The following is a 23,970-nucleotide window of genomic DNA, read 5'->3' on the forward strand; positions in this document are numbered from 1 at the left end:
GGTCGCCTGCTCTACAGTCCTGGCTCGCACGGAGGCCACATTAAGTGGCCTCCGGCTCGTGCGGAACTCGCGACCGACCAAATACCAAAGCCCTCGGAACTAAGGATACATGGTAGAGGCGCGTGTGCTTCAAAATTCATTAGCTGGTGACGCAGCGTAGGATCATATCGAAGCATCTTCACCACTGGATTAATAAAATAGAGGTACCGGTTGGAGCCGGTACCTCTATTTGGTGCGTTTCTATTTGGCTGCAGCTTTTGCCGCTGGCTTACAGGCCGCAGGCTGCTTTGAGTTCTTTGACTCGATCGGTCTTTTCCCAGGTGAAGTCGGGGTCTTCTCGGCCAAAGTGACCGTAGGCTGCCGTCTTCTCGTAGATCGGTCGACGCAGGTCCAGGTCGCGGATGATGGCGCCCGGGCGCAGGTCGAAGGTCTTCTCCACGGCCTCGACGATCTTGTCCTCGGCAACATGTGCGGTGCCAAAGGTGTCGACCATGATCGACAGCGGCTTGGACACGCCGATGGCGTAGGCCAGCTCGACCTCGCAGCGGTCGGCCAGGCCGGCAGCCACCACGTTCTTGGCGACCCAGCGCGCGGCGTATGCGGCGGAACGGTCGACCTTGGTGCAGTCCTTGCCGCTAAAGGCGCCGCCGCCGTGACGGCCGTAACCGCCGTAGGTGTCGACGATGATCTTGCGGCCGGTGAGGCCCGTGTCGCCCATGGGGCCGCCCACGACAAAGCGACCGGTGGGGTTCACGTAGATGTCGGCGTTGTTCCACGGCATGTTCTCGGCAGCCATGACGGGGGTGATGACGTGCTCGATGAGGTCGTCCTTGATCTTGCCCATGTCCTCAATTTCGGCAGCGTGCTGCGTGGAGATGACGATGGTCGTGACCTCGACTGGCTTGCCGTCCTCGTAGCGCACCGTGACCTGAGTCTTGCCGTCGGGGCGCAGATAGGGCAGGGTACCGTCGTGGCGCACGGCGGACAGGCGCTCGGCCAGGCGGCTTGCCAGGTAGTGCGGCATGGGCATGAGGGTCTTGGTCTCGTTGGAGGCGTAGCCGAACATCATGCCCTGGTCGCCAGCGCCGATCAGGTCGATCGGGTCGGTGGTAGCGCCGGTCTGGGTCTCGAAGGACTCGTCGACACCCTGGGCGATATCGGGCGACTGCTCGTGGATGAGGCTCATAACGCCGCAGGTATCGCAGTCAAAACCGAACTTTGCACGGTTGTAACCAATGCGGCGGATAACGCCACGGGCAATTTCCTGCACGTCGACGTAGGCCTGGGTGCGGATCTCGCCGGCAACGATGACGGTGCCGGTGGTCACGAGGGTCTCGCAGGCGCAGCGGACGTTTTCCACGTTGGCGGGCACGCCGTTGGGCGCAATATAGCCCTGCTCCTGCAGCTCTATTTCTTTGGCAAGGATTGCGTCGAGGACGGCATCGCTGATCTGGTCGGCGATCTTATCGGGATGACCTTCGGTCACCGACTCCGACGTAAACACAAAGGATCCGTGTTGGGGTGGGATGGAACGAAGCTCTTCTGACATGATTGTCCTTTCAAAAACGCGTCCCGGCGACCGTTACCATTCCGCCGGGCTCTGTATGCAAGGGGACATCATAGCGCGTAAATCCAACATTCACACCCTTTCCGCACCTACTCATTGGGGACAGACTTAAATGAGTAGGTCGGTGCTCATTGGGCGGTCATTTAAGTCTGTCCCCAATGACTGGGTCGGTGCCCTTTGTGCGGAGGTTGCTTTGTTGCTTTATACTGGTGCGGTTAGACATCCATCCTGCAATCGAGGAGATTTCCATGGCATCAGACGTTCGCGTCCGCTTTGCACCCTCACCGACGGGCAAGCTGCACATCGGCGGCGCCCGCACCGCTATCTATAACTGGGCTTTTGCCCGCGCAAACGGCGGCACGTTCATCCTGCGCATCGACGACACCGACCCCACCCGTTCCACCGACGAGAACACGCAGATCATTCTGCGTGCCATGTGTTGGCTGGGTCTTGACTGGGACGAGGGTCCCGAGGTGGGCGGCGACTTTGGTCCCTATGCCCAGACCGAGCGCCTGGACCTGTACAAGCAGGCCGCCCAGCAGCTCTGGGACGAGGGCAAGGCCTATCCCTGCTTCTGCACCAAGGAGCAGCTCGAGGCCGATCGCAAGGCCGCTCAGGAGCGCAAGGACCCCTTCCAGGGCTATCAGCGCCGCTGCCGCGATCTTGATCCCGAGGAGGCCCGCCGCCGCATCGAGGCCGGCGAGTCCTACGTCCTGCGCATCAAGGTGCCCGAGGACCGCGGCGACGTCGTCATCCACGACGCCGTCCACGGCGAGGTGACCTTCGACGCCAAGGAGCTCGACGACTTTGTCATCTTCCGCTCCGATGGCACGCCCACGTATAACTTCGCGACCGTCGTCGACGACGCCATGATGAAGATCACCCATGTCATCCGCGGCGACGACCACCTGTCCAACACCCCGCGTCAGGTCATGGTCTATGAGGCCCTCGGCGCGCCCGTGCCTACGTTCGCCCACATCTCCATGATCTTGGGTGCCGACGGCAAAAAGCTCTCCAAGCGCCACGGCGCCACCTCGGTGGAGGAGTACCGCGACGCCGGTTACCTGTCCGATGCCTTCGTCAACTATCTGGCTCTGCTGGGCTGGTCGCTCGACGGCGAGACCACGATCATCCCGCGTGATGTCCTGGCCAGCAAGTTCTCGCTCGACCGCATCTCCAAGAACCCGGCGACCTTCGATCCCAAGAAGCTCGACTGGGTCAATGCTGAGTACATCAACGGCATGACCGATGCCCAGTTTGCCAACGAGATCATGGTCCCCGAGCTGCACGAGGCAGGCCTCATCGAGGGCAACGTCGAGTACGGCGAGGACTGGATCGACGCGCTCGCTGCCATCGTCAAGCCGCGCACCAAGATGCCGGCCGACGCCGTGACCGTCGCCGCTCCCATCTTCGCTACGGCCGATACGCTCGAGTATGATGAGAAGTCCGTCAACAAGGGGCTGGCCAAGGAAGGCATGAGTGCCATCCTGGATGCCGCCAAGGTCGCGCTCGAGGGTGTTACCGAGTGGACGGCCGAGGCCATCGATGCCGCGCTTGAGCCGCTGCCCGAGCAGATGGACCTCAAGAAGCGCGTGGTGTTCCAGGCCGTGCGCGTCGCCGTCTGCGGCAACATGGTGAGCCCTCCGCTGGGCGAGACCATGGCGCTCGTCGGCCGCGACGACTGCCTGGCGCGCATCGACCGCGCCCGCACGATGGCGCTGTAATCGCTGCGCAAACGTATGTATCCGAGCCCCGCTCACCGCGAGTGGGGCTCTTGTTTCTGTAGACGTATGGGATAGGAGGTGCTGGCGCCATGGCCGAGCAACTGTCGCTGTTTGGTTCGCCCGAACCGGAGCAAGCTCCCATGAAGCATGCCCGCACGGCCGAGCAGGCCAAACCTGAGCCTGCGCCAGAGCCCATTGCCGCCTACGCGAGCGTGGTCCTGGACATTCCCACCCGTGCGCTGTCCGAGCCTTTTGCCTACGGCATTCCGCAGTCCCTTGCCAATGAGGCCCAGATCGGCTCCACCGTCCTAGTTCATTTTGGAAACCGTGCGGCCGCTGGCTATATCGTCGACATTGCGTCTGGGCTGGGCGAGCTGCAAGGAAACACCGTCCTTGATCCAGTGCGCATCAAGCCCGTCGAGGCCATCCTCAGCAAACCGCTCTTTGGCGCCGAGGCCGCCCGCATTGCGCGTTGGATGAGCCGCGAGTATGTCGCGACGCTTTCCGAATGCCTGCGTCTGTTTTTGCCTCCGGGCGGCAGCCCGCGTGTCGTGAAGGGCGATGACGGGGCGTGGACGGTTGAGCGCCCAGCCGTCAAGCCTATTCAAAACCGCTGGGTCATGCTCACGCCTGAGGGTTTCGACTATACGCCGCCCAAGACCGCCGTTCGTCAGCGTCAGCTCATCGAGGCGCTCCAGTGCGGCCCGGTCACGACGCGCGATCTCAACCTGCTCTACAACAGTATGTCGGCGACCATCAAGGCGCTCGAAAAACGCGGCGTCGTGGTGGTGGAGGAGCGCCGCGCCTGGCGTGGCTGCAGCGAGCAGACCACGTTGTCCTCGGCAAGCGGCAAGGCGCCGGTCGCGCTCACGGACGGCCAGCAGCAGGCGCTCGCGCAGATTGAACGCGCGCGCCTTGACGCCCACGGCGACGTGGTCCTTGTCGATGGCGTCACCGGATCCGGTAAAACCGAGGTCTACCTCTCCGCTATCGAGCGTGTGCTCGCGGCCGGTCGCTCGGCCTGCGTGCTCGTGCCCGAGATCTCGCTGACGGCCCAGACCGTCGGCCGCTTCCGCTCGCGCTTCGGTGAGACGGTCGCGGTCTTCCATTCGCGTCTTTCTGCTGGCGAGCGTCTCGACCAGTGGGATATGGTCGCCAGCGGTGCGGCCCGCGTGGTGGTCGGCGCCCGCTCGGCGCTCTTTTGCCCGCTCAGCGACTTGGGCCTCATCATCATCGACGAGGAGCACGAGACTAGTTACAAGCAGGGCTCCAGTCCGCGCTACCACGCTCGCGAGGTGGCGGCCGAGATGGCGCGCCGCTACCGCTGCCCACTCGTGCTGGGCTCGGCCACGCCTTCTGCCGAAGCGCTCGACCGCTGCCGTCGCGGAACGTACGGCGGTGCCACGTGGACGCGCGTCGAGATGCCCGAACGCCCGGGGCACGCGGTCCTGCCCACGGTTCGCATTGCCGACCTGCGCCGCGAGTTTTCGCACGGCAGCCGCTCAATGTTCTCTAAACCGCTGATGGAAGGCCTGGAGCGCGTTGTAGAGCGGCGCGAGAAGGCCGTGCTGCTGCATAACCGCCGCGGCTTTGCGCCGTTCCTGATGTGCCGCGAGTGCGGCTGCGTCCCCACCTGCAACCACTGCTCCACCGCCCTTACGTATCACGAGCGCACGCACACGCTGCAATGTCACACATGCGGATCCTCCTGGCGCGTGCAGCCGTATCCCGCGCCCACGAGTCGTTGCCCCAAATGTGGTAGTCGCTACCTTGCAAAAATGGGTCTGGGCACGCAGCAGATCGAGGACGCACTGCACCAGATGCTGCCCGAGGACGTCGCCATCATCCGCATGGATGCCGATTCCACGCGCGGCAAGGATGCGCACAAAAAGCTGCTCGAGCAGTTCGATGCCGCCGATTGCGCGGTGCTGCTGGGCACCCAGATGATTGCCAAGGGCCTCGACTTTCCCGAGGTCACGCTTGTGGGCGTGGTCAATGCAGACTTTGCGTTAAAGCTGCCCGATTTTAGAGCAGGGGAGCGCGCCTACGATTTACTGGAGCAGGTCGCCGGCCGTGCCGGTCGCGGCGATCGTCCCGGTGAGGTGATCATCCAGACCTACCTGCCCGAGGATCCGGTCATTCGCGCCGTCGCCGAGCACGACCGTTCTATCTTTACCGACTACGATCTGGACCAGCGGCGCGACGCGCTGTATCCGCCCTTTGTGCGCCTGGTCAACATTTTGGTGTGGTCGGCGAACGCGGATGACGCGCAGGACTACATTGGGCGCATTGCAAAGCTTCTTAAGCGTCGCTGGCATGCCGCCGCGCCCGATTTTTTGCGGGCAGGGAGTGCCGTGCCGCAGGTGCTGGGCCCGGCTTCGTGTGTAATCGAGAGAGCCAAGGACCGTTACCGCTTCCATCTGCTTGTGAAGTCGCCCGTGGGGTACCATGTCTCTGATGATATCGACGCCTGCCTCAAAGAGGTGGGCTCTGTGCGCGGCGTGAGCGTGAGCGTTGACGTCGATGCCTATGATTTGATGTAACAACCCGAAAGGATGGCCATGGAAGCCAACGGAATCGTACTGTCGCCCGACCCTCGCCTGCGTCAGGAGTGCGCCGTGATCGAGGAGATCACCCCGGCGATCGAGGCGCTTGCCGAGAAGATGAAGAAGATGATGTTCGACAACGGCGGTTGCGGCCTGGCTGCTCCGCAGATCGGCGAGCTTATTCAACTCGTCACCATCGACTGCGACTACAGCGACAAGAACGACTACGACCCGTACGTGCTCATCAACCCTGTCATTGTTGAGCAGAGCGACCATCTGGTGCCGTTTAGCGAGGGCTGCCTGTCCATCCCTGGCATTAGCTGCGAAATCGAGCGTCCCGACCATGTCGTCGTCGAGGCGTACGACTTGGACGCAAACCTGATTCGCTATGAGGCTTCGGGCGACCTGTTCTGCGTGTGCCTGCAGCACGAGATCGATCACCTGCACGGCAACACCATGTTCGAGCGACTGAAGCCGATGCAGAGGATCAAGGCAGTCAAGGAGTACCAGGACGCCCTGGCCCGCGGCGCTCGACCGGGCGAGACTGAATAGGTTAATTGTCCGTCCCTGGGATGGGCCCACACATATCATCCCGTGCTCAAACATTCTCGCTTTGCTGCGAAACTGCGCGCGGGACGATATGTGTGGGCCCATCCCAGGGACTACGTTGACGCTGCTTGTCTCGCCCGGGTGCCGTCGGGCCAGGGAGGGGCGTCTTCGCTGATAGGTGCTTTATTGGGAGGGCTGCTTTTATGCGGCTCTTTCTTTGTTTTTGGGTATATTTGTTCTTGTTGAATTGTTATTGCGGATGGGCTTGGTAATTGGCTTTCCGCTGTTATTTGTAGCCGTCTCGGCTTTGGTTGAGGGGAGACGTCCTTTATGCGTATTGTGTTTATGGGTACGCCTGATTTTGCTGTGCCTTCGCTGACTTCGCTTGTTGAGGCTGGGAATGAGATTGCGCTTGCCATTACTCGTCCTGATGCTGTTCGTGGGCGTGGTAAGAAGCTTGAGCCGTCTCCTGTTAAGGCCAAGGCGCTCGAGCTTGGCCTGCCGGTTGTTGAGGCTAATCGTATGACGCCTGAGGTAGTTGATACTCTCCAGGCTGCGCGGGCTGATATTTTCTGTGTGGCCGCGTACGGTTGCATTTTGCCTGATGAAGTGCTGCATATGGCGCCGCTTGGTATTGTGAATGTTCATGCGTCCTTGTTGCCTCGTTGGCGTGGGGCTGCTCCCATTCAGCGTGCCATTCTTGCTGGTGATGAGGTTGCTGGCGTTTCCATTATGCGCATTGGGCATGGCGTGGATACTGGTGCTTATTGTGCTCAGGCTTCCACGTCGGTTGCCGGCAAGCATGCCGAGGCACTGACGATGGAGCTTGGCGAGCTGGGCGGTAAGCTGCTGGCCGATACGCTGCCCTCGCTTGCCGATGATACAGCGGTGTGGACCGAGCAGGATGAGTCGCTCGTCACGCATGCTGCCAAGATTTCCAAGCAGGAGATGCGTCTGGATCCGCAGATAGCGGCGCTCGATTGCGTGCGTCACGTGTTGGCTTCGTCCGACACTGCACCCGCTCGCTGCGTGATTGCCGGTAAGTCGGTTCGCGTGCTCGATGCTGCGCTGGCGGATGTGTCGCTTGGCGAGGGCGCTGTTGCCGTTAAGAGCAAGCGTGTCTACCTGGGACTTTCCGATGGTGCGGTCGAGCTGCTTGAGGTTAAGCCCGATGGCAAGCGCGCTATGGCTGCTTCTGCCTGGGCTGCCGGCCTGCAGGGCGCCGATCTGACGTGGGGTGCTTTGTCATGAGCAAGCTTTCCCCCGCGCGTAAGCTCGCGCTCGATGTGCTGATGGAGGCCGACCGTCGCGGTATATACGCACGCGACGTGTTGTCTTCCCGTGCTTCCGCCAAGGCCATTGACCAGCGCGATTCCGCTTTTGCCGCGCGTTTGGCGCTCGGTGTTGCCGCCACGCAGGGAATTTTGGATGAGCTGCTCGATCAGTTTCTCGATAAGCCCAAAAAGGTCGCGCCGCGCGTTCGCATGGCGCTTCGAATCTCGGCCTTCGAGATGCTCTACCTGCATACCCCAGGTCGCGTTGCCGTGAGTCAGGGTGTTGAGCTGGTTCGTAGCGGCGCTAAGTCGGCCGCCGGTCTGGCGAACGCCGTGCTGCATAAGGTCGCGGACAACGTTGAGGACTTTGCCACTGCGGCGGATGCCGATGAGTCCGAGCGCCGATTGGTTCGTCTGTCGCGCCTGTTGGGTCTGCCGCGTTGGCTGTGCGCTCGTATTATGGCTTCGTTTGACACACCGGAGGGCGCGCTTAGCTTTGCCGGTAATCTGGCCCCCGCTCCGCTGGCCCTGCATGAGAACGCCTTTGCGACCAAGCCCGATCCGTATATCTCGCAGTTTGTTGCGCCTGTGTTCCCGGGTTGCCATGCGCCGGTCGATGCACAGGCCACAGTTGCGTCGGGTGTGTTTGAACGCGCGGCGGCCGTGGCCTCGGACCTCAACGCTCAGCTCATCGCTACTGCGGCTACTCGTCCCGGGCGCTGCCTAGAGATTGGCGCCGGTCGTGGTACCAAGACGTATGTGATGATGTGCCAGGCTAAGCGTGCCGGCTACGACCGTCAGCACACTGCACTCGATTTGCACGATCGCAAGTGTGATCAGAATCTTGCGCGCCTGCATAAGGCTGGTATCAAGGGCGTTCGTACCGTCTCGGGTGATGCGTGCGAGCTCGATACGGTCCTCATGTCGTTCGATGCGATGCTTGGTAAACCCGTTCTGTTCGATACGGTGTTTATCGATGCCCCGTGCTCGGGTACCGGCACCATGCGCCGTCATCCTGAGATTCCGTGGCGCTTGACCGAAAAGGACGTGACGGTTGAGCTTCCTAAACTGCAGCTGACGATGCTCAAGGAAGCCGCCGCGCGCGTTGCTGCCGGCGGTGAGCTTATCTATGCCACCTGCTCGGTTTTTGCTGAGGAGAACACTCAGGTCGTGGATGCCTTCCTGGCCTCTCCCGAGGGCGTAGGCTTTAGCGTGGCGCCGCTCTCCGAAGCCCAAATTCTGCAGCTACCCGATTTTGAACAAGCCAAGAAGCTCGTCTCCGTACGTCAAAACGACCGTGGACTTTTCCAAAGCGTCCCCGTAAACGCCGACTCCTACGACGGCCACTTCTGCGTCCGCCTAGTCCACAAGTAACTACTAAGTTGCGGTGAAATAGGGATTGAATAGCGGCTTCTACCCGCCAAACAGTCCTTATTTCACCGCAACTCAGGATTTTTCTGGAATTGGGATTAATAAATCGGGTATGAAAGTAAGCGGTTGGGTTTGGTAAGTTTCTGGATGCATGAACCGCTCGCAGATTTAATATTGAGGGGTTAAAATGAACGATCTTAATAGTGACAAGATTGACAATCCTGAAGATAATACTCAGGAAAATGAAGAGGTTGAGAATTCTTCGATTAAAAAGCGGGTAATTATTGGTGCCGGTATTGTTGCTTTGCTCATTGCTGGTTGTGTCGGTGGTTATGCTGGTTACAATTACAAACAAGCATGTAGTGAACATAATCAGCAGGTTGAAGTTTTGTATTCAAAGGCTAGCGATAGTGTTGCTGCCTTTAAGGTTGATCCTGGGCTACTAACTTTTGAGCAACGTCTTGATACCATTAAAAATGCTCAAAATAATAAAGAGATTTTGAATAAAGAAATCTCTAATGACAGTTTTAAGTATGCGGATGGCACTTCCCCTGATTGGACGAAGTTGCTCAATAAATACGATTCCATTATTAAAGGCTGCCGTAAGGCTCAAAATAATGAGTGGAATACTTCTGTAACTGACCATGTTAATTTTGATGTAAATTCTACTGAAGATACTGACTCTCTCCAACAGCATATTAATAGCCTCAATGGTCTTCTTAATGATATTTCTAATAAAGATAATCAGAAGCTTATTTTTGAAGATGCCAAAAAGGATTCTAATCTGTTCATTGATCAAATCAATGAACAGATTAGTCGTTATCAAACTCGTATTGATGATGTAAATAAGGCAAAAGCAGAGGCTGAGGCGAAGACTCAAGAGGAAGTGGCGCAGACTCAGCAGCAGGCTTCTCAGCAAAATAATTATTCCAACAATTCTTATAGCGGTAATAATTATTCTGGTGGAAGCGGCTATTCGGGAGGCTCCTCTAACGGCGGCGGTAAAGTAGTCATTAAAACTCTGGATGTTTATGACGAAAATGGCAATTATGTGGGGTCTACTCATTGGTATAGCGATGGTACCTGTGACGATCCCTATTCTGCTGGTATGGGCGGATTTTAAAATATACTAATTTTTAAAAATAATTATCGACCCATAGCGCAAAGAAGCGGCCCCGCGATCGGAGTTGATCGCGGGGCCGCTTGTCACTAGTGGTTATGCGGGCAGTTGGCGCAACAGCCACTAGTGGCGCTGGTGCTGGAGCCACCACTGCGCTGGTCGGTGTTGTAGAAACCGCTGCCGTCGAACTTAATGCCGCTGGCCGAGAACGTCTTGGATGCCGGGGCACCGCAGCTGGGGCATACGACCTCGGGCGTCTCGGTCATGGGATGCTCAACCTCAAACACGTTGCCGCAGCTCGTGCACTTGTAATCGTAGCGCGCCATAATACTTCCTTTTCAGCACAAAGCGGGCAGATCACTCTGCCCGCAAAAATTCAAACAGCTGTAACTGTACCCTATATCCGGGGTTTTATCACGCTTCGCCCCAGAATCTATGGGTGCTGCGCAGGAGCTCCGCAGTTTTCTCCTCAGCCGCAGCAATGTCGGCCTCCTGCGCCTGCCAGGTCCAGTTGCCCGTGGCCACGCCCGGCACGTTCATACGTGCATCGTCGCCCAGCCCCAGCACGTCCTGCAGCGGCATCATCACGAGCGGAGCATCGCTTGCCAGGGCATCGCCCATGAGCTCGCTTGCCAATGCAATGCCGCTCGGGTCGTCGCCGCCCGCAAAGGAATGCGTGCACCATCCGGCAAGCGTTGAGGTGTCGTGCGTCGAGGTGTACAGGATCTTGCCAGGCGTGGGATGAATTCCGCAGCGAACGTCGTAGTTGCTAAACTCCAGCACGTCCATGCCGGGGAAACCGCAGGTCGAAGCCATGGCGCGAACGCCAGGCGTCAGATAGCCTAGATCCTCGGCGATAAAGTTGAGCGGACCCAGCTCGTCGTAGGCGGTCTGGAACAGGTCTTTGCCTGGTCCCGCAAGCCAGCGGCCGTCGGCACAGGCCTCGCCGGCGGGGATGCTAAAGTAGCTGTGGAAACCCAGGAAGTGGTCCAGGCGCACACGGTCGTAGAGCGCGAACGCACGACGCAGGCGATCCATCCACCAGCGATAGCCGTTCTTCTTCATGTGATCCCAGCGGAAGGTGGGGTTTCCCCACACCTGGCCCTCGGGCGCAAAGTTGTCGGGCGGCGCGCCCGAAATTTCAATCGCCTTGCCGGTGTCGGATAGCCAGAAGTTTTCGGGCTCGCTCCACGCGTCGGCCGAATCGTCCGAGACATACATCGGGATATCGCCGATGACCTCGATGCCCTTCTTGTGTGCATAGTTCATAAGCTCGCACCAGGCAAGGTCAAAGCGATACTGCATGTACGCCTGCAGCTCGGCCTCGTCGTGGAATCGCTTGTCATCGATCAGGTACTCGTTGTAGCGCGCGACATCCGCCGGCCAATCGTGGCGCGACAGTCCCTCAAAGTGCTTCTTTACCGCCATGTAGACGCAGTACTTCTCGAGCCAGTCGGCGTTGCGATGTTTAAACGCCGTGTACAGCGGGTCGGCATCCTCGCCGCCGCGGGTCTTCCAGGTGACGAAGTCGGCGGCCAGCTCCTCGTGGCTCTCGGGCAGCAGGTCGATATTGCCTGCAAAGGCCGAAGGACCGGCGTAGGGGGAGCGGAAGAAGTCCGTCGGGTTGACGGGAAGGACCTGCCAGTAGCGCATGCCCATGGCGGCCAGGTGGTCGATAAAACGACGCGTGGGCGCACCGATTGTGCCGGGCTTGCCGTCATCGGTCGGCACCGAGGTGATGTGGCATACGACGCCCGCGCCGTGGTCGAGCGGCTCCTGCAGGCGCTTCTCGGCATGGTGATAGATGATCGAAGAGCCCAGCGGGTACAGGTCGAGCGTGACGGTACCGTTGTGGATTTCGCACTCGTGGCCGCTGATCACGTCGCTTGCGCATTCGCCGAGCGCCGGAATCGTCACGCAGTGCGAATTGCGCAGGCTGCGGTTGATGATAACCGTCGCGGCCTCGCCGTCTTTGCCCGTGCGGGTGTAGGCCAAGACGTCGTCGTTGAGCGCAAAGGCCTTGATCTCGCCATCGACCATAAACGGTAACGCGCGGCGAATGGCAGATGCGTTCTTAACGATGGCTAGCGTATCGAAGTCGTGGAGTTGGTCCTTGGTCGGCAGGGTGCGGCGGTTGCCCGGATCGGTGAGGCCCTCCAAGCCGTACTCGTCGCCATAATAGATCGAGGGCACTCCTGGGAAGGTCATCTGCATGAGCGTTGCCAACCAAAAACGGCTCTTGGCCAGGCCCATCGAGTTCTCGTCCAGGCGCCATTTGCTGCGCTCGCTCTCGGGCAGCTGCGACTCGTCGGGGCCACCACCGAGCACCGAGATAATGCGCGGGCGGTCGTGGCTCGAAAGCAGATTGAGCGCGCAGGCCAGTGCCTCGCGCGGGTAGTTCTCGCGCAGGGTCTCGATGTCCTCGGCTGCCTGGTAGGCGTTCTTGTAGCCCATCAAAAAACCGATGACCATGTCACGGAAGGGGTAGTCCATGGCGGAGTCGAGCTCAGAGCCTTGCAGATAGCGGCGCAGATGGCCATAGCTGATCTTGTTGGAGGCGTCTTCCCAGACCTCGCCGAGCAGCAGCGCGTCGGGCTTCTCGGCGAGCACGGCCTTTTTGATCTCGGCCAGGAAGTCATCGGAAAGTTCGTCGGCCACATCCAGGCGCCAGCCGTGAGCGCCGGCGCGCAGCCATTTGCGTATGATACCGTCCTTGCCCAGGAGCCGCTCGCGCACCAGCTCGGAGCTCTCATTGATGGCGGGCATATTGCCCACGCCCCACCAGCAATCGTACGAGCCGTCCTCGTGGAAATAAAACGCATCGCGCCACGGCGAATCCTCGCTCTGCCACGCGCCCACGCCGGGGTAGTTGCCGTAGCGGTTGAAGTAGATCGAATCGTCGCCCGTGTGGTTGAATACACCGTCCAGGATGATGGAAATGCCGAGCTTTTCGGCCGCCTGACACAGCTCGGTAAAGTCCTGCTCGGTGCCCAGAATCGGGTCGATCTTGGTATAGTCGGCCGTGTCGTAGCGGTGGTTGCTCGCGGCCTCAAAAATCGGGTTGAGGTAGATGGCCGTAAAGCCCAGCTCGGCAATGCGGGGCAGGTCATTCTGGATACCCTTGAGCGAGCCGCCGTAAAAATCCCAGGTCTTGATGGAGCCGTCTTCGGCACGCTCGTACTCGGGCGGTTCGTTCCAGTCCTCGACCATGCGGCGCTGGATTCCTTTGCGCGGTTTTTCAACTTCGGCAAGCGTGCGTTCGCGCCAGTTTTCGTCGCGTGCATAGCGGTCGGGGAAGATCTGGTAGACCATACCGCGCTCGTACCAAGTGGGACGGTTCTCTCGGTGCTTGTACACGGTAATCTGGAAGGACGGAACCTCGGCGTAGTTGTAGGTCACACCCTCGCCACCGGTGCGACCCTGCGGTGCACCCAGGCGTACCTCGGGCTGGCCCTCGATGTTGCAGATAAAGCTGTACCAGATAAGACAGGGCTCAGTGCACTCAAGCTCTACGGTAAATATGCCGTCGCCCTCGTGCGTCATGGGGTACAGAGACTCACCGATCTCATCGATCCAGGTGCGCAGCGTAAGCGTTGCCTGGTTGGGGTCGGCATCCTCCAAAATCACCGATAGCGAAACGGAAGTTCCAGTGGTCACAGCGCCAAACGGAGTGCGAAACTGCGGCAGGCGGCTGTTGTGAATCAATCTCATAGTACGGTCCAGTTCTATACAGTCATGGCCAACGGGCCATGGGCTTAACGCACAGTGCTTAAGTATATCGTTGCACTTTAGTTGTATAAACTACAGCCGCTCATTATCGGCGAACGGTTGTCCTAGAAAATCGTTTTACCATCCAAATTATCGCGGCATTCGAAAACGCACATACCGATACTATTTGTAGCCAACCAAAAGTACCCCGGTTTACTACGACAAATTGAATGATCTCAACCACAGTCAATTTGGTGATATTAAAACCGCAGGTAAAAGCATTGCCAATTTCGTAGATTGCTCGTTGTGGTCGGCCGGAGCCATTTTGTCGTAGTAAACCGGCCCTCTTTTTAATACGAAGTTCAACCAAGAAGAGGGCGCCTGGTTGGGGCGCCCTCTTTTGCGTTGAGGATTAAGTTTTAATCGTCCGGATTAGTGGCGCTTGCGGGCGGCCGTTGCCTTGCGGACGGAGGTCTTCTTGGTAGGAGCCTTTTCCTCGGCCGGAGCGGCGGGAGAGACCGGGGTCTCCTTGGCGGGCTCGGGCTTGGCCTCTGCCTTCGGGGCGGTCTTGACCTCAGCGGCCTTCGGTGCCGGCTCGGCCTTTACTGCGGGCTTAGCCTCTGCCTTGGGAGCAGCAGCCTTGGTCGTGGTCTTCTTAGCCGTTGTCGTGGCGCGCTTGCGCGTGGTGGTCTTGGCGGCCGGCTTTGCCTCGACAGTTACCTCGGCCTTGGGCTCGGCGGTCGTCTCCTCGACTTTGGCAGCCGGCTTTGCGGCAGCCTTCGTGGTCGTCGATTTCGTTGCCGTGGTCTTCTTGGCTGCCGTTGCCTTCTTGGTGGTTGCAGCCGTCTTCTTGGCAGCGGTCTTGGCCGGAGCCTTTGCCGCAGGCTTAGCCTCGGCGGCGGCCTTTACCTCGGGAGCAGCCTCGACCTCGTTGGCCTTCTTGGCAGCGGCGGTCGTGCGCTTGCGCGTGGTCGATGCCTTGGCAGTAGTTGCCTTGGCAGCGGTGGTCTTGCTCGCAGTGGCCTTCGTGGTCGTAGCCTTCTTAGCCGTTGCCTTGCGGGTCGTCGTCTTTTTGGTGGCAGGCTTCGCAGCGGGCTTCACCTCAGGCTCGGGCTCGGGAGTAGCCTCGACCTTCACCTCAGGATCGGCCTTAACGGGCTTAGCTTCAACCGGCTTCTCCTCGGCCTTGGGCTCCTCGGCGACAGCGGGCTCCTTAACGGTCGCCGCAGGCTCGGCCTCATCAGCAACCGGCTCCTCTACGGCCGTAGCAGCCTCCACAGCCGCTGGGCGCTCAATCTCCGGGTGCATAAAGAAGTACAGGTCCAGATACTTGTCGGCCGAGCGCGTCCAGCTAAAGTCCTGGCTCATGGCCTGCGTGACCAGCTGATTCCAGGCCTCGCGATTATCCCAGAACAGGCGTGCCGCACGGAACACCGCATCGCCCATCTCGTCGCCGTTAAAGTTGCTAAACGAGAAGCCCGTGCCCTCGCCGGTAAACTCGTTGTACGGGATCACGGTGTCCTTCAGGCCGCCGGTCTCGCGAACAATCGGCAGAGTACCGTAGCGCATGGCGATGATCTGCGACAGGCCGCAGGGCTCAAACTTCGAAGGCATCAGGAACATATCGGCGGCGGCGTACATGCGCTGCGACAGCGCAGGATCGAACTCGATGCGCGCGGCCATGGTGCCGGGGTACTTGTCCTGGAAGTAGCGCAGGCCGTCCTCGTAGTCGCGGTCGCCGGTACCCAGCACGGCCACCTGAACGCCGCCGGACAGGATTCGGTCGAGCGCGTACATGACCAGGTCCATGCCCTTCTGGCGCGTCAGGCGCGTGACCATCACCATGAGCGGGCGGTCGTCGCGAACCTCGAGGCCCAGCTCTTCCTGTAGCTTGGCCTTGCACACGGCCTTGCCGGAACGGTCCTCCACGGTGTAGTTGGCGGCAATGCGCTTGTCGGTTGCCGGGTCAAAGGCCGCCACGTCAATGCCGTTGAGGATGCCCTGCAGCGCGTAGGAGCGCTCGCGCAGTACGCCGTCCAGGCCCTCGCCAAACTCGGGCGTCTGGATCTCGCCCGCATAGGTGGGGCTCACCGTGGTAATGGCATCGGCATAGTGCAGCGCGCCCAGCATGTAGTTGATGCTGCAGGCGTCGCAACGCAGCTGCGTAGCAGCCGCCGGAATATGCGCCACACCCAGGATGTCCTCCATCACGGTGTCGCTAAACTGGCCCTGGAACGCCACGTTGTGGATCGAGAACACAGTCTTGACGCGGTCGTACAGCGGCAGGCCCTGGTAGAACTCGCGCAAGAACACGGGCGCCAGTGCCGTCTGCCAGTCGTTGCAGTGCAGGATGTCGCACTCAAAGCCCTCGGGCAGGTGCTGCAGGCTCTCGGTGATGGCCTTGGAGAAGAACGCGAAGCGCTCGCCGTCGTCGAAGAAGCCGTACGGATAATCGCGCGCAAAGTAGCGCTCGTTGTCCACGAACATATAGGTGACGCCGTCGTGCTCGAGCTTCTCCAGCCCACAGTACTCGTTGCGCCAGCCCAGGCTCACGTAAAAGTCGGCAAAGTGCTCCATCTGCGCCTTGTACTCGTCCTTGATGGTGGCGTATTTGGGCACCATCACGATGACCTCGGCGCCGGCGCGCACGAGTGCTGCAGGCAGCGAGCCCGCCACGTCACCCAGGCCACCGGTCTTAACAAACGGTGCGCACTCGGCCGAGGCAAACACGATCTGCATCTTTTTGCTGGAATCTGCCATATTGTCTCCCATGTTGCAATTCGAGAATAGCCGCCTGGCGCTAACCGGGCGGCTATTCTACCTGTTACGAGCGATGTTGCGGTGCCAACGTTAACGTACGATGGTTGTGTCGGAAGTTAACGGAGCCTTGCCCAGCACCAGGATGTTCTCGGGCGTGCCTCGAAGCTCGGTGTTGATGGGAACCACGTTGTTCTTGTCCAGAATGGCGTTCTCAACTCGTGCACCGCTCTTGATGACACAGCTCTGGTTGATGATCGAATTGGTCACCGAAGCGCCCTCTTCGACCACAACGCCGCGCGACAGGATCGAGTTACGCACGGTGCCCTTGATGATGCAGCCGGCCGAGATGATCGAGTTGCACGCGTGGCTGCCGGTCGCATAGCGCGAAGGCGGCACGTCGTGAGCCTTGGTCAGGATTGGGCGCTCGGGGTCAAAGAGCTGGTCGGCCACGGTCTGGTCGAGCAGGTCCATGCTGCGGCGATACAGCGACTTCTCGCTAAACACGCCCACGACCTCGCCCTTGTACTCGTAGCTGCACACGTCGATGTTGCCAAAGTCGCCTTGGAGTGCCTCGAGCAGGTCCAGATAGTCGGCTGCCTGGTAGTGATCGATGATCTCGAGCAGCGTCTCGCGGTTGACGATGCAGCAGTCCATAGAGGCGTTGTCGCCGTACACGACGCCGGCGCTCACGCCCGTCAGGCGACCGTTCTCGTTAATTTCGAGTTTGGTCTCGTCATCGACGTTGCGCGTGGCCTTGCAGTACACCACGGTCAACTGGGCACCGGAGTTCTCGTGCGCGTCGATGATGGTGTTGAGGTCCATGTTAAAGATGATGTTGGTGCCCATCATCACAACATAGGGCTTGTCCGAGCGCTGGAACAGCGTCTTGTTGGAGATGATGTCGCGCAGCAGGAAGCGCATGCCGCCCTTGGTGGTGCCATACGCGTTGCCGGGCACCATGAACAGGCCGCCCTTCTTGCGGTCCAGACCCCAGTCCTTGCCCGAACCAACGTGGTCGATCAGCGAGCGGTAGTTGCCCGGCATGACGACGCCGACGGTCTTAATGCCGGCATTCATCATGTTGGACAGCGGAAAGTCGATCAGGCGGTAGCGGCCCAAAAAGGGAACGGACGCGATGGGGCGGTCCTTGAGCAGGACGCTGCCGTAGCTCGAAGAGTAGTTAGCGGTGATATAACCGATGGCCTTGCGATTGATCATCGGATCATTCCCCCTTCCCGATAACGACGTCATTTCCAACGACGGCCGTATCCTTGGTGGTATCGACAGAGCCGAGCTTCACGCCCTCTTCGACCGTGGAGTTCTCGCCCAAAATAGCGCGGCAGATGTGCGCGCCGCTCTTAACGTGCGCACCCGGCAGCAGCACGGAGTCCTCGACCACGGCGCGCTCCTCGATGATGACATCGGTCGAAAGGATTGAGTGGCGAGCGGTGCCGTAGATCTTGCAGCCGTTGGAGACCAGGCAGTCGTCCAGGCGGCCGTCCGGGCCAATGTAGTGCGGCGGACGCGTGGTGATGTTGGACATGATGGGGAAGTGCTTGTCGAACAAATCGAACTCGGGGTTGTTGCCCAGCAGGTCCATCGAGGTCTCGTGGAAGCTGGCGATGGTGCCGACGTCCTTCCAAAAGCCGTGGAACTCGTAGCTGTACAGGCGCTTGCCCTCGCCGAGCAGCTTGGGGATGATGTCCTTGCCAAAGTCGTGGCTCGAGCGCTGGTCCAGAGCGTCCTCTTCGAGTGCCTCGATCAGCACGTCGGCCGAGAAGATGTAGATGCCCATGGACGCGAGGTTCGAATCGGGCTTATCGGGCTTCTCGGTGAACTTGGTGATGCGCCCGTCCTCGGGGTCGGTGGTCAGGATGCCAAAGCGGCTGGCCTCTTCCCACGGCACGGGCATAACGCTCACCGTGAGGTCGGCGTTGTTCTCAATGTGCGTCTTGAGCATCTTGCGGTAGTCCATGCGATACAGGTGATCGCCCGAAAGAATCAGGACGTACTTGGGGTCGTTGGCCTTGATGTAGTCGAGGTTCTGCGTAATGGCGTCGGCCGTGCCCGCATACCAGGCGCCGCCGGTCTGCGTCTCGTACGGCGGCAGGATCGATACGCCGCCGTCACGGCTGTCCAGATCCCAGGCCTCGCCGGAGCCCACGTAGGCATGCAGCAGGTAGGGACGATACTGCGTCAGAACGCCCACCGTGTCGATGCCCGAGTTGGAGCAGTTGGACAGCGAAAAGTCGATAATGCGGAACTTGCCACCAAAGCTAACCGCCGGCTTAGCGATCTTTTGGGTGAGTGCCCCCAATCGGCTGCCCTGTCCTCCTGCGAGGAGCATCGCGATGCATTCTTTCTTACTCATCGATTTCTCCTTCTGTCATCGATGTTCCTAAACCCATTAGCGACGGGCGCGGCGCAACGTCACGCCCGTAGAGTAATGCCGTGCTGGCATAGGGGAGCTCGCGCGCCTTTACGCGTGCCAGATCTCGTCGCGGTACTCGCGAATGGTGCGGTCGCTCGAGAACCAGCCGCTCGAGGCGGTGTTGAGCAGGGCCTTGCGGTTCCAGGTCTCCTGGTCGCCGTAGCTGCCCGTGAGCTTCTCCCACGCATCCACGTAGCTGCGGAAATCGGCCATGACCAGGTCGGGGTCGTTGTTGTTCATGAGCTCGTTGTAGATGCTCTCAAAGTTGCCCGAAAGACCCGCAAAGGTGTTGTCCTTGAGCTCGTCCATCACGCGGCCCAGACGCTCACGGTCGCCGTTGAGGGTATCCCACGCAAAGTAGCTGTTCGATGCCCAGAGCTGCTCGACCTCGGGGGCGGTCAGACCAAAGATGGCCTCGTTCTCGCGGCCGGCCAGGTCGGCGATCTCGATGTTGGCGCCGTCGAGGGTACCCAGCGTAATGGCGCCGTTCATCATGAGCTTCATGTTGGACGTGCCCGAGGCCTCCTTGCCGGCCGTGGAGATCTGCTCCGAGATCTCGGCAGCGGGGTAGATGAGCTGGGCGTTGCTCACGCGGAAGTTGGGGATAAAGCAGACCTTCATGACCTCGTTGACGCGCGGATCGTTGTTGATGACGTCGGCCACGGAGTTAATGAGGCGGATGGTCTCCTTGGCAAAGGTGTAGCTGGAGGCAGCCTTGCCGCTAAAGATGAAGGTCGTCGGCGTCACGCGGAAGTTGGGATCGGCGATGCGACGGTTGTAGATGTCCATCACCTTCATGATGTTCATGAGCTGGCGCTTGTAGGCGTGGAAGCGCTTCACCTGGACATCGAAGACGGTGTTGGGGTCAATGACCAGACCGGTCTCGGCCTTAACGTAGGCGGCCAGGCGCTCCTTGTTGGCGCGCTTGGAGGCACCCACGGCCTTCAGGAACTCGGTGTCGTTCTGGAACTCCTTGAGTTTCTCCAGCTCAAAGGCGTCCTTGAGCCAACCGTCGCCAATGGCCTCGGTCACGAGCTTGGCGTAGGTGGGGTTGGCCTCGGCAAAGAAGCGACGGTGCGAGATGCCGTTGGTCTTGTTGTTGAACTTTTCGGGCGTCAGGGCATAGAAGTCCTTGAGCACGATGTTCTTGATGATGTCGGAGTGGATCTTGGCCACGCCGTTGACGCTATGGCTGCAGATCACGGACAGGTTGGCCATGCGAATCTCGCCGTCCCACAGGATGGCGGTCTGACGCAGACGCTCCTGCCAGCCCTCCTGCGTGGTGTCGAACGACTCGTGCCAACGACGGCTGATCTCGTCGATGATCTGGTACACGCGGGGGAGGAGCTTGGAGAACATGCCGATGGGCCACTTCTCCAGGGCCTCGGGCAGGATGGTGTGGTTGGTGTAGCTCACGACCTGCGTCACGATGTTCCAGGCGTCATCCCACTCGAGCTTCTTCTCGTCGATGAGGATGCGCATGAGCTCGGGGCCGCACATGGCCGGGTGCGTGTCGTTGGTGTGGATGGCAACAAACTGCGGCAGCAGATCCCAGTTCTCGCCGTGCTCCTTCTCAAAGGTGTCGAGTAGGCTGTAGATGCCGGCCGAGACAAACAGGTACTCCTGCTTCAGGCGCAGCAGACGGCCGTGCTCGCCGGCGTCGTTGGGGTAGAGGATGGCGCTGATGGCTTCGGCCTCGGCGCGCTCGGCGTCGGCCAGGGCATAGTCACCGCGGTTGAAGGCCTCAAGGTCAAAGTGCTCCTCGACCGGCTCGGCAGCCCAGACGCGCAGCTTGTTGACAGTCTCGCCGGCATAGCCCACGACGGGGATGTCATAAGGGACGGCCAGGATGTCCTGCGTGTCCACCGTGCGGTAGAACGTGCGGCCGTTCTCCTCAAAGCCCTCAACATGGCCACCAAACTTAATAGTCACGGCCTTGTCCTGACGGCGGACCTCCCAGGGATACCCGTGGGTGAGCCACTCGTCGGTGGCCTCGACCTGGCTGCCGTTGACGATCTCCTGCTTAAACAGGCCGTAGCGGTAGCGCATGCCGTTGCCGTAGCCGGCGATGCCCTCGGCTGCCATGGAATCCAGGAAGCATGCGGCCAGACGGCCCAGGCCACCGTTGCCCAGCGCCGGATCGGGTTCCTGGTTCTCGATGACGGAAAGGTCGAAGCCCATGTCGTCGAGCGCCTCGGCGACCATGTCGCGCACGCCAAAGTTGAGCAGGTAGTTGTCGAGCAGGCGGCCGATCAAAAACTCGATCGAGAAGTAGTACACGCGCTTCTTGCCCTCGGCGGTGACGCGGGCGTCGCTCTTGGTGGCAACGGTGCGTGCCTTCTCGGCCACGAGCTTGGCCAGGGCGTTAAAGCGGTCCAGGTCGCTGGCAGCCTCGACACTCTTGCCGCTGATGCTCATGACGGCATCGCGATAGAGCTCGGTAAACTCCTGCTTGTTGTCGAAGATCTTATTCATACGTTCCTTTCCCCCGGGGATGTTTCTCCCGGAACGGTTATGTCTTGTATCCTACGCCCTCGTGAGGCGGGTGATTACAGCTGTAACGGCTTTGTTACGCTTTCTTGGCAGGAGCCTTAGCAGCGGCTGCCTTGGCCTTGGGAGCAGCCTTTTTAGTGGCTGCCTTTTTGGCCGTGGTGGACTTGGCCGAAGCCTTGGCAGCGGGCTTGGCAGCCTTCGCCTTGGCCGGAACCTTCTTGGCAGCCGCGGCCTTGGGCTTCACCGAAGACGCACGCTTGCGCGTCGCCTTCTTGGGCTCCTCGACCACGGGCGGCTTATAGCTGCTGGGGCCGCGGCGCTTAAGCACCACGCCTGCTAGGCCGGGCACCTTAATCTCGATAGAGTCCATCTGCCCGTTCCAGGGATAGGGCTCGCTCGAGCAGGTGTAGGGTTCCTCGCCGGCATAGCCGCTGCCGCCAAACTCGGGACGGTCGGAATCGAAGATGACCTCCCAGTCACCCTCGCGCGGCACGCCCACGCGGAAGCTCTCGTAGCTCGCCGGGTCAAAGTTGATCAGGATCACCAGGTCGTCATCAATGTCCTCGCCCTGACGCACAAAGCTCACGATGGACTGCTTGGAGTTGTCCGCGTCGATCCAGGTAAAGCCGTCGTCGGTGTAGCCGCGCTCGTACAGAGCGGGCTCGGCGGTGTACAGGTGGTTGAGCGCCTTGATGAACGCCTGATGATGACGGTGGGTCTCGTACTCCTCGGTCAAGAACCACTGAATGGACTCGTAGTAGCGCCATTCAATAAACTGGCCGATCTCGTTGCCCATAAAGTTGAGCTTGGCACCGGGGTGCGTCATCTGGTAGAAGGCCAGCGTGCGTAGACCGGCAAATTGGCGCCACCAGTCGCCCGGCATGCGGCCGATGAGCGAGCACTTGCCGTGCACGACCTCGTCGTGGCTCAGCGGGCAAATGAAGTTCTCGGTAAAGGCGTACATGATGGAGAACGTGAGCAGCCCGTGGTTGCCGGGGCGCCACGGAAAATCGGTCTGCATGTAGTGCAGGGTGTCGTTCATCCAACCCATGTCCCACTTGTAGTGGAAGCCCAGGCCGCCGTCCTGCGGCGGATAGGTCACGAGCGGCCACGCGGTGGACTCCTCGGCCATCATCATCACGTCGGGGTAGTGCGCCTCCACGGCGCAGTTGACCTGGCGGATAAACGCGCTGGCGTCCAGGTCCTCCTCGGTACCGTACTTGTTGAACTTCTTTTGGCCCGGATCGTCGATGCCAAAGTTGAGGTACAGCATGCTGGACACGCCGTCCATGCGAATGCCGTCCACGTGGAAGTTCTCGAGCCAGTACAGCACGTTGGAGACCAGGAAGGAGCGGACCTCGCCGCGGGCGAAGTCGAACTTGTGCGTGCCCCAGTTGGGGTGAATCTCGTGCTCAAACAGCATGTGGCCGTTAAAGGTGGCAAGGCCGTGGGAGTCGGCGCAAAAACCGCCGGGTACCCAGTCCATGATCACGCCGATGCCCGCCTCGTGGCACGCGTCGATAAAGTGCATGAGCTGCTGCGGGTTGCCGTAACGCGACGTGGCGGCATAGTAGCCGGTCGTCTGGTAGCCCCAGGAGCCATCGAAGGGATGCTCCATGAGCGGCATGACCTCGATATGCGTATAGCCCATGTCGCGCACGTAGTCCACGAGTTCCACCGACAGGTCGTCGTAGGTGTAGAACTCGCCGCGCTGCGCGGGGAAGGGGTCCATGGGGCCGGGGTAGTTGCCATACTCGTCCGGCTCGCCCTGCGGCGCGTCGCCGTGGCGCTTCCACGAGCCAACATGCACCTCGTAGATGTTGAGCGGCTGAGACATGTGGTTGTGGCCGGCACGGCGCTTGAGCCATGCGGCGTCGTTCCACTGGTAGCCATCGAGGGTCCACAGCACGCTGGCGGTACCCGGAGGGCACTCGGCCTTAAAGGCGTACGGATCGGCCTTGTAGAGCTTTTCGCCCTCGTTGGTCTCGATAAGGTACTTATACAGCTGGCCCTGCTCGGCGCCAGGAATAAAGCCTTCCCAAATAGCGCTCGTATGCACGGGCACCAGCGGGTTGGCTTCCTCATCCCAGTCGTTAAATTCGCCAATGACATGGACGCTCTTTACGTCGGGCGCCCAAACGCAAAAGCGCCAGCCGCGCGTACGGTTCTGCGTGTCGGGGTGAGCGCCCATCTTTTCCCAGCTGCGCTCCCACATGCCAATGCCAAACAGATAGACATCGTCCTTAGAGAGCTCCGGTGCGTGTGGGGCGGCTTTGCGGGTAGCAGGCTTTTTGGTTGCTGGCTTTAGCTTTGTATCGCTCACGTTTGATCCCATCATGACGCGGCAGCGTATTGCCTTGGTGACTAGATGCGAAAGGTCCAAGGCTGCACGAATCGAAGGGACGGCGATAGTTCTATGATTCGTTC

General features: G+C 60.1%; 14 protein-coding genes. 6 read left to right on the forward strand and 8 right to left on the reverse strand.

All coding sequences use genetic code 11. The features are described from left to right. Nucleotides 1-268 precede the first annotated feature (268 nt). Nucleotides 269-1,549 (reverse strand): methionine adenosyltransferase, encoded by a 1,281-nt coding sequence (gene metK, locus ACGHEN_RS05015; protein ID WP_390397706.1) that lies wholly within the window; start codon nucleotides 1,547-1,549, stop codon nucleotides 269-271. A gap of 266 nt (nucleotides 1,550-1,815) precedes the next feature. Between metK and gltX the strand changes: the two genes are divergently transcribed. From gltX to ACGHEN_RS05045, 6 genes are all read left to right on the forward strand, one after another. Continuing rightward, the gene (gene gltX / locus ACGHEN_RS05020) at nucleotides 1,816-3,291 is read left to right on the forward strand and encodes a glutamate--tRNA ligase (protein WP_390397708.1); all 1,476 of its coding nucleotides are present in this window, start codon (nucleotides 1,816-1,818) and stop codon (nucleotides 3,289-3,291) included. 89 nt (nucleotides 3,292-3,380) lie between these two features. Continuing rightward, on the forward strand, nucleotides 3,381-5,834 hold the full coding sequence (gene priA / locus ACGHEN_RS05025) for a primosomal protein N' (RefSeq protein ID WP_390397710.1): 2,454 nt from the start codon (nucleotides 3,381-3,383) through the stop codon (nucleotides 5,832-5,834). An 18-nt stretch (nucleotides 5,835-5,852) separates the two neighbouring features. Continuing rightward, a complete protein-coding gene (def, locus tag ACGHEN_RS05030; protein WP_117635192.1) occupies nucleotides 5,853-6,389 on the forward strand; it encodes a peptide deformylase in 537 nt (178 codons plus the stop codon). Between the two features lie 327 nt (nucleotides 6,390-6,716). Next, a complete protein-coding gene (gene fmt, locus ACGHEN_RS05035) occupies nucleotides 6,717-7,637 on the forward strand; it encodes a methionyl-tRNA formyltransferase (protein WP_390397711.1) in 921 nt (306 codons plus the stop codon). After that, the gene (locus ACGHEN_RS05040; RefSeq protein ID WP_390397713.1) at nucleotides 7,634-9,034 is read left to right on the forward strand and encodes an RsmB/NOP family class I SAM-dependent RNA methyltransferase; all 1,401 of its coding nucleotides are present in this window, start codon (nucleotides 7,634-7,636) and stop codon (nucleotides 9,032-9,034) included. Before fmt ends, ACGHEN_RS05040 begins: the two co-directional genes overlap by 4 nt. Before the next feature lie 184 nt (nucleotides 9,035-9,218). Beyond that, nucleotides 9,219-10,154 carry a hypothetical protein gene (locus ACGHEN_RS05045; protein ID WP_390397715.1) on the forward strand — a complete coding sequence of 312 codons (936 nt, stop codon included), beginning with the start codon at nucleotides 9,219-9,221 and terminating at the stop codon, nucleotides 10,152-10,154. Between the two features lie 86 nt (nucleotides 10,155-10,240). Here the strand turns inward: ACGHEN_RS05045 and ACGHEN_RS05050 are convergent, their stop codons facing one another. From ACGHEN_RS05050 to glgB, 7 genes are all read right to left on the reverse strand, one after another. After that, complete coding sequence (locus ACGHEN_RS05050; protein WP_138374693.1) at nucleotides 10,241-10,477, reverse strand: FmdB family zinc ribbon protein; 237 nt, start codon at nucleotides 10,475-10,477, stop codon at nucleotides 10,241-10,243. 88 nt (nucleotides 10,478-10,565) lie between these two features. After that, nucleotides 10,566-13,862 (reverse strand): 4-alpha-glucanotransferase, encoded by a 3,297-nt coding sequence (locus tag ACGHEN_RS05055; protein ID WP_390397717.1) that lies wholly within the window; start codon nucleotides 13,860-13,862, stop codon nucleotides 10,566-10,568. Nucleotides 13,863-14,291: 429 nt separating this feature from the next. Next, nucleotides 14,292-16,619: a glycogen synthase GlgA gene (gene glgA, locus ACGHEN_RS05060; RefSeq protein ID WP_390397719.1), complete on the reverse strand. Its 2,328-nt coding sequence runs from the start codon at nucleotides 16,617-16,619 to the stop codon at nucleotides 14,292-14,294. A gap of 90 nt (nucleotides 16,620-16,709) precedes the next feature. Continuing rightward, a complete protein-coding gene (gene glgD, locus ACGHEN_RS05065) occupies nucleotides 16,710-17,837 on the reverse strand; it encodes a glucose-1-phosphate adenylyltransferase subunit GlgD (protein WP_390397721.1) in 1,128 nt (375 codons plus the stop codon). Nucleotides 17,838-17,841: 4 nt separating this feature from the next. Next, complete coding sequence (locus ACGHEN_RS05070) at nucleotides 17,842-18,990, reverse strand: glucose-1-phosphate adenylyltransferase (RefSeq protein ID WP_006233920.1); 1,149 nt, start codon at nucleotides 18,988-18,990, stop codon at nucleotides 17,842-17,844. Between the two features lie 108 nt (nucleotides 18,991-19,098). Next, nucleotides 19,099-21,525, reverse strand: a complete 2,427-nt coding sequence (locus ACGHEN_RS05075) for a glycogen/starch/alpha-glucan phosphorylase (RefSeq protein ID WP_390397724.1) — start codon at nucleotides 21,523-21,525, stop codon at nucleotides 19,099-19,101. Nucleotides 21,526-21,619: 94 nt separating this feature from the next. After that, the gene (glgB, locus tag ACGHEN_RS05080) at nucleotides 21,620-23,881 is read right to left on the reverse strand and encodes a 1,4-alpha-glucan branching protein GlgB (RefSeq protein WP_390399374.1); all 2,262 of its coding nucleotides are present in this window, start codon (nucleotides 23,879-23,881) and stop codon (nucleotides 21,620-21,622) included. Between the last annotated feature and the right edge of the window lie 89 nt (nucleotides 23,882-23,970).

Source organism: Collinsella sp. i06-0019-1H4 (genome assembly GCF_042849575.1).
Classification (GTDB): Bacteria; Actinomycetota; Coriobacteriia; order Coriobacteriales; family Coriobacteriaceae; genus Collinsella.